Raw genomic sequence first — 7026 nt, 5'->3', positions numbered from 1 at the left:
GGAGCGATGAAACAGGCGCTGGCGATGGCGGTGCAGTGGGCCAACGAGCGTAAGCAGTGGGGGGCGCCGGTCGGCCATCACGAGGCGGTAGCGGCCAAGATCGCCACCCTTTCCGCTGAAATCTACGCGGTCGACTGCCTGACCTGGCTGACTTCGGCCATGGGCGACCAGGCGCAAACCGACATCCGGCTCGAGGCGGCCCTGGCCAAGCTCTTCTGCAGCGAGGCCCTCTGGCGCGGAGTCGATGAGGCGCTGCAGGTGCGCGGCGGGCGCGGCTACGAAACCGCCGCGTCGCTGGCCGGCCGGGGGGAGAAGCCGATGCCGATGGAGCGACTGCTGCGGGATGCCCGGATCAACATGATTATCGAGGGGACCAGCGAGATCATGCGGCTCTTTATCGCCCGCGAGGCCCTTGACCCGCATCTCAAAAAGGCCGGCGCTTCGGCCACCTCGAACAAGGTCGATTTGATCGGCGCCGCCAAATTCTACGCCACCTGGTATCCGCCCCTGTGGATCCCGCGCAGCATCGCCACCGACGCCCCGCTGCCGGGTATGCTGGCGAAGCACCTGCGGTTCGTCGAACGGGCGGCCCGCCGGCTGGCGCGGGACCTCTTCCACATGATCGCCCTGCACCAGCAGGGGCTGCAGAAAAAACAGCAGGTGCTCGGCCGGCTGGTCGATACCGGCGCCGAACTGTTCGCCATGACCGCGGTCCTGTCCCATGCGGTGTCGCCGCAGGCGCCGGCAGGAGCCGAAGCGCTGGCCGATCTCTTCTGCCGCCAGGCGCGGCGGCGGGTCAACGGCCAGCACCGGGCGGTTTACTGCAACGATGACGGCAAGACCTACGGCCTGGCCCGCGCCGTGCTGAACGGCGAGTACCCCTGGCTGGCGGACAACATCGTCAGCACCTGGGATAAGGACGCCTGAGAGTATGAGCCGTCGGCACGACCTGGTCATCCTCGGTTCGGGAACCACCGCCTTTGCCGCCGCCCTCAAGGGGGCGCAGCAGGGGGCCCGGGTGCTGATGGTGGAGCAGGGAAAGCTGGGCGGCACCTGCGTCAACTGGGGGTGCGTGCCGAGCAAAACCCTGATCCACCTGGCCGAGCTGCATTTTTCGGCGCAGCGGGCCGCCCCCTTCGGCGTCAAGCTCGAGGCCGCCTTTCCTGATTGCAGCCGGGTGATGGCCGCCAAGCAGCAGGCGGTCGACACCCTGCGCCAGCAGCACTACCAGGCCGTTCTCGATGACAACCCCCGCATCGAGGTGCTGCGCGGTCACGGCCATTTCATTTCGCCGCGCGAACTGCAGGTCGGCGCCGAAGTCGTGGTCAGCGACCGCATCCTGATCGCCGCCGGCGGCGTCCCCCGGGTGCTGCACATTCCCGGCCTGGCCGAGGCCGGCTACCTGACCAGCTACTCGGCCCTCCATCTCCCCTGTTTTCCCGAATCCCTGCTGATCATCGGCGGCGGCGTGATCGCTCTCGAAATGGGACAGATGTTCCGCCGTTTCGGTACCAAGGTCACCGTGCTCGAACACAGCCGCGCGCTGCTGAAGGAATTCGATCCGCGGCTGACCTCCCTCCTGCAGCAGCTGCTGCAGGAAGAAGGGATGGAGTTCGTCTTCGGCGTGGAGTCGCAGCGGGTCTTTAGCAAAGGGGAGGAGACCTGCCTCGAGGCCCTGGTCGATGGCCAGCCGCGGACCTTTCGCGCCGACCGCCTGATGCTGGCGGTGGGAACGGCGCCGGCCACCGAAGGCATCGGGCTTGCGGCCGCCGGGGTGCAGCTCGACGGCCGCGGCTTTATTTCGACCGACGAGGAGATGCGCACTTCGCAGCCCGGCATCTGGGCCGCCGGCGACGTGACCGGACCGCCGCTGATTGCGCCGGCCGGGATTCGCGAGGGGGAGGTGGCGGTGGAGAACATGCTCGATCCGGGCGCCCACCGGCGCATCCAGCACCGGGTCACCCCGATGGCGGTCTTCATCGATCCGGAAATTGCCAGTGTCGGCGATACGGCCGCGCAGGCCCGGGCCCAAGGGCGCGAGGTGGTGGAAAGCTTCGTCGACCTGGGGCAAGTCGCCAAGTCGCACATCATGGGGGGGCGGCAGGGGGCCGTGCTGCTGATCGCCGAAAAGGGCACAGGCAGAATCCTCGGCTGTCAGCTGCTGGCGCCGAGGGCGGCCGATGTCATTCACGAAGCGGTGCTGGCGGTGCGCTGCGGGCTGTCGGTATACGACCTGGCCGAAACGGTGCACGTCTACCCGACCATCAGCGACGGCCTGCGGCTGGCCGCCCAGGACAACGTGCGACGTCAGGGGTCTGGCGAATAGGTCGTTGCAAAAGGGAGTTGAACGGGAATTTCCGGCAGGATTGGAAAGCCGGCACACCATGACCCACTGTCTGGACGGTGGGTAACCGCTGGCCCCCTCCCCGCGATTACCAGGCCTCCGGATGTGGCAGTCCCCGGACAGCAGACGGGCCGGGCTTCATCCAGCAATGGGTAATGGTGTGCCTTGTCTTTCCGAGGTATGTTGATTGCGAGAACCGGGCCAAGATTTCAAGAGATGAAATAATGGTCTTTTTGGCGGCAAGACAGCGAAGATCGGCGCATGTGGCCGGTCTTTCGTCGGTTTTTGTCATGAAAATCCAGAAATGCTGTGCCGGGGGGCGGGTTACGGCTTTTGACGGAGAGAGTCCGGCGAATCGCGGTTCCAGGGTCGAGTCCCTCGAAACCCACCGCGGCGAACGCCGCAAGGAGCGGCGCCGGGATTAGGGTTCCGATTTTTAATTGCGCAGCTATCGGCGCCGTGCAATACTTTCGACGGGTTAGCCGGATGCTTTCAGGATGAGCGAAGGCGGCCGACATCATTAATCAAGGTGGATTGCTCATGGGCTATAAAAATCTCTCCTCCTGCGTTGCCGAGTTGGAGGCGACCGGGCGGTTGATCCGGATCACCGCCGAAGTCGACGCCGACCTCGAGGCCGGTTCGATCCAGCGGCGGGTCTACCAGGCCGGCGGGCCGGCGCTCCTTTTCACCAACGTCAAAGGCTGCCGGTTTCCCATGCTGGGCAACCTGTACGGCACCCTGGAGCGGACCCGCTACATCTTTCGCGACACCCTGAAAACCATCGAGGCCCTGGTTTCCCTCAAGGTCAATCCGGCCCACGCGCTGAAGGATCCGCTGGCGGCGCTGCGGGCCCCGGGCGGGGCGCTGCACCTGTTGCCGCGCCGGGTCAAAAGCGGGCCGATTTTGGCCCATACCACCCGCATCGATCAGCTTCCCCAGCTTAAATCCTGGCCCGATGACGGCGGCGCCTTCATCACCCTGCCGCAGGACTATTCGGAAAGCCCGGACCGACCCGGCATCCGCAGCTCGAACCTGGGGATGTACCGGGTGCAGCTGTCCGGCGGGGAGTATGAGCCGAACCGGGAGGTCGGCCTGCATTACCAGATCCACCGGGGGATCGGGTGCCACCATGCCGAGGCCATCGAGCGCGGCGTGCCGCTCAAGGTCAGCATCTTCGTCGGCGGCCCGCCGAGCCTGAGCGTGGCAGCGGTGATGCCGCTGCCCGAAGGGATGCCCGAACTGGCCTTTGCCGGCCTGCTCGGCGGCCATCGCTTGTCCATGGTGACTCCGGATGGTGGCCTGCCGATGCCGGCGGAAGCCGATTTTGTCATCACCGGCACCATCGATCCGCACAAGACCCTCCCTGAGGGGCCCTTCGGCGATCACCTCGGTTATTACAGTCTGGCCCACGACTTTCCCGTGTTGCGGGTCGAGCAGGTCTACCATCGCCCGGGGGCGATCTGGCCTTTTACCAGCGTCGGCCGCCCGCCGCAGGAGGACACCACCTTCGGCGCCTTTATCCATGAACTGACCGGGCCGTTGATCCCGACCGTGCTGCCGGGGATCCGTGCCGTGCACGCCGTCGATGCCGCCGGGGTGCATCCGCTGCTGCTCGCCGTCGGCAGTGAGCGCTACGTCCCCTATGCCAGGGAGAAGCGCCCCCAGGAACTGCTCACTCTCGGCAACGCGGTGCTCGGGCAGGGACAGCTATCGCTGGCGAAATACCTGTTCATTTGCGCCGGGGAGGATAACCCGCAGCTTGATATCCACGACATTCCGGCCTTCTTCCGGCATGTGCTCGAGCGGATCGACTGGCGGCGCGACGTCCACTTTCAGACCAGCACCACCATCGATACCCTCGATTATTCGGGGAGCGGCTTCAACGAAGGCTCCAAGGTGGTGATCGCCGCCTGCGGCGAGAAGCGCCGCGAGCTGCCGAGCGAAATCACCGGCGATCTGCGTCTGCCCGCAGGTTTTTCCGCGCCGCGAATCGCGCTGCCCGGGGTGCTGATGGTGCAGGGACCCGAATGTTGTTCCCCGAGGGGCCGGGAGGATGCGGCTATCGAAGCGTTCTGCCGCAGTTTTGGCGACGACGACCCGATCAACCGGTTTCCCCTGGTGGTGATCGGCGACGACAGCGAGTTTTCCGCCCGCACCTTGAATAACTGGCTGTGGACCACCTTCACCCGTTCCAACCCGGCCAGCGACATCTACGGCATCGGCGCATCGACGGTGGCCCGGCACTGGGGCTGCCGCGGGGCGCTGGTCATCGACGCCCGCCGCAAGCCGCATCACGCGCCGCCGCTGATCGAGGATCCTGCCATCGAAGCGCGGGTCGATGCCCTGGGGGCACCAGGTGGCCCGCTGCACGGCATCATCTGAATGGCTCAGCCATCTGAAAGTGTTTGCGAAAGCATCAATCATAGAAAGATAGACTCACATGTGGAATTTTCTCGGCAAATATCGCGATTTCGGTCTGCTGGCCCTGCGCCTCGGCGTCGGTGTCATGTTTCTCTTTCACGGCTGGCCGAAGCTGGCCGGCGGCCCCGACAAGTGGGCCGCGCTGGGGCAGTCGATGGGCTACCTCGGCATCCATGTGGTGCCGGTGTTCTGGGGCTTCATGGCGGCGGTCAGCGAGTTTTTCGGCGGCGCCTGCCTGATTCTCGGAGTGGTCTTCCGCCCGGCCTGCCTGTTGCTGGTCTGCACCATGGCGGTGGCGGCCACCTTGCACTTCGGCCGCGGCGACAGCCTGCAGACCGCGTCCCACGCCATCGAGCTCGGCTTCGTTTTTTTCGGCCTGCTTTTCATCGGTCCGGGCCGCTACGGTTTCGGTCGGGGTTAGAAAATTCCCCTGGCGGGTTGACTGGCCGGGATATCGGTGGTAAATATCCTCTTTCGATTTTCGCAGCGCACATCGCATCCATGTTCGGGGTAAGGCAATGCTTGATCTGAAATACCTGCGGGAAAATCTTGACGAGGCCCAGCGGCGCCTGGCGACTCGGGGCGGTGCCGTCAACCTGTCGGCCTTCGTCGACCTGGATCGCCGCCGGCGCGACCTGCTCGGCGAGTCCGAGACCCTCAAGGCCGAGAAGAACCGGGTTTCTGCCGTCATCGGCAAAACCAAGGACAAGAGCCTGGTGCAGGGCGAAATCGCCAGCATGAAGGAAGTGTCGGCCCGCATCAAGGCCCTCGACGACGAACTCAAGCAGGTCGAAGACGATCTCCAGGGGTTGCTGCTGCAGCTTCCCAATATCCCTCACGAGAAAACCCCGGTGGGCGCCTCCGAAGAGGACAACCGCGAGGTCAGGTGCTGGGGTGAATTGCCCTCTTTTGATTTTGAGCCGAAGTCCCATTGGGATATCGGCGAGGGCTTAGGCATCCTCGATTTCGAGCGCGGCACCAAGATCACCGGAACCCGTTTTACCCTCTACCGCGGGGGTGCCGCCCGGCTCGAGCGGGCGCTGATTAATTTCATGCTCGACCTGCATACGGGTGAGCACAAATATGTTGAAATTCTTCCGCCCTTTATGGTAAACAGGGACTCCATGACGGGGACGGGACAGCTCCCCAAGTTCGAGGACGATCTTTTCCATACCGAAGGCCCTGATTATTTTCTCATCCCCACGGCGGAAGTTCCGGTGACCAACATTCATCGGGACGAGATCCTGGCCGGTGCCGAGCTGCCCGTGTGCTACACGGCGTACACCCCCTGCTTCCGCAGGGAGGCCGGCTCTTACGGCAAGGACACCCGGGGGTTGATTCGTCAGCACCAGTTCAATAAGGTCGAGCTGGTCAAGTTCGTCAAACCCGAAGACTCGGACGCCGAACTCGAAAAACTGCTCGACAACGCCGAAGAGGTGCTGCGGCGCCTCAGGCTGCCGTACCGGGTGGTTGACCTGTGCAGCGGCGATATCGGTTTCTCCGCGGCCCGCACCTTCGATATCGAAGTCTGGCTGCCGGGACAGGCGACCTACCGGGAAATCTCCTCCTGCTCCAACTTCCGTGACTTCCAGGCGCGGCGGGCGGCGATCCGGTTCCGGCGCGAAGACGGCGGCAAGGCCGAGCTGGTTCATACCCTCAACGGGTCGGGGCTGGCGGTCGGACGGACCCTGGTCGCCATCCTGGAGAATTATCAGCAGGCCGATGGCACGGTCGTGGTTCCCGAAGTGCTGCGCCCCTACATGGGCGGGCAGGAACGAATCACCAAATAATAAAAGCTTGCCACGGAGGAGTGGCCGAGTGGCTTAAGGCGGCGGTCTTGAAAACCGTTGATCGAAAGATCCGTGGGTTCGAATCCTACCTCCTCCGCCAATTATATTTAGCCTTCGGGTAGGATTTGAAGCGGAGCGAGCGCTGACTCGATGTCAGAAAAGCGGACAGGATGTCCGCGTCAGCGAGCGCAGGGGAGCCAACGCAGGAGCGGGCAGGATGCCGGCGACGAAGTGGGTGAATCCTACCTCCTCCGCCAGCTTTAAAGTTGAACCATCGGTAGGTTAAGAAAAAAACAATTGAATACGGAGAGGTGGCCGAGTCGGCTGAAGGCGCTCGCCTGCTAAGCGAGTGTACGGGGTAAACCCGTACCGAGGGTTCGAATCCCTCCCACTCCGCCATTTAATAATAAACGAGTCGAAAAAGCTTGACAACCGACTCGAATTGAGAGATAAACACGGTTCTCTATATGC

The 7026-nt window shown here is 63.9% G+C and carries 6 protein-coding genes and 2 tRNA genes; all 8 read left to right on the top strand.

Annotation, left to right across the window (positions count from 1 at the left end):
* The coding region (locus ABYV89_RS12970; RefSeq protein WP_432823368.1) for an acyl-CoA dehydrogenase family protein at nucleotides 1–927 on the top strand (927 nt) is incomplete at its 5' end.
* Between the two features lie 4 nt (nucleotides 928–931).
* A complete protein-coding gene (locus ABYV89_RS12965; RefSeq protein ID WP_432823367.1) occupies nucleotides 932–2326 on the top strand; it encodes a dihydrolipoyl dehydrogenase family protein in 1395 nt (464 codons plus the stop codon).
* A 308-nt stretch (nucleotides 2327–2634) separates the two neighbouring features.
* Nucleotides 2635–2769, top strand: coding sequence for a hypothetical protein (locus ABYV89_RS12960; RefSeq protein ID WP_432823366.1), 135 nt, complete (start codon nucleotides 2635–2637; stop codon nucleotides 2767–2769).
* A gap of 115 nt (nucleotides 2770–2884) precedes the next feature.
* Nucleotides 2885–4726 carry a UbiD family decarboxylase gene (locus ABYV89_RS12955; RefSeq protein WP_432823365.1) on the top strand — a complete coding sequence of 614 codons (1842 nt, stop codon included), beginning with the start codon at nucleotides 2885–2887 and terminating at the stop codon, nucleotides 4724–4726.
* A gap of 58 nt (nucleotides 4727–4784) precedes the next feature.
* Nucleotides 4785–5186: a DoxX family protein gene (locus ABYV89_RS12950; RefSeq protein WP_432823364.1), complete on the top strand. Its 402-nt coding sequence runs from the start codon at nucleotides 4785–4787 to the stop codon at nucleotides 5184–5186.
* A 97-nt stretch (nucleotides 5187–5283) separates the two neighbouring features.
* Nucleotides 5284–6555 (top strand): serine--tRNA ligase, encoded by a 1272-nt coding sequence (serS, locus tag ABYV89_RS12945; protein WP_432823363.1) that lies wholly within the window; start codon nucleotides 5284–5286, stop codon nucleotides 6553–6555.
* A 14-nt stretch (nucleotides 6556–6569) separates the two neighbouring features.
* Nucleotides 6570–6655, top strand: a tRNA-Ser gene (locus tag ABYV89_RS12940).
* A 205-nt stretch (nucleotides 6656–6860) separates the two neighbouring features.
* Nucleotides 6861–6954: transfer RNA gene (locus ABYV89_RS12935), tRNA-Ser, on the top strand.
* Nucleotides 6955–7026: the final 72 nt, after the last annotated feature.

Source organism: Trichloromonas sp. (assembly GCF_041583255.1).
GTDB lineage: Bacteria > Desulfobacterota > Desulfuromonadia > Desulfuromonadales > Trichloromonadaceae > Trichloromonas.
This window is presented reverse-complemented; position numbering and strand designations above follow the sequence as displayed.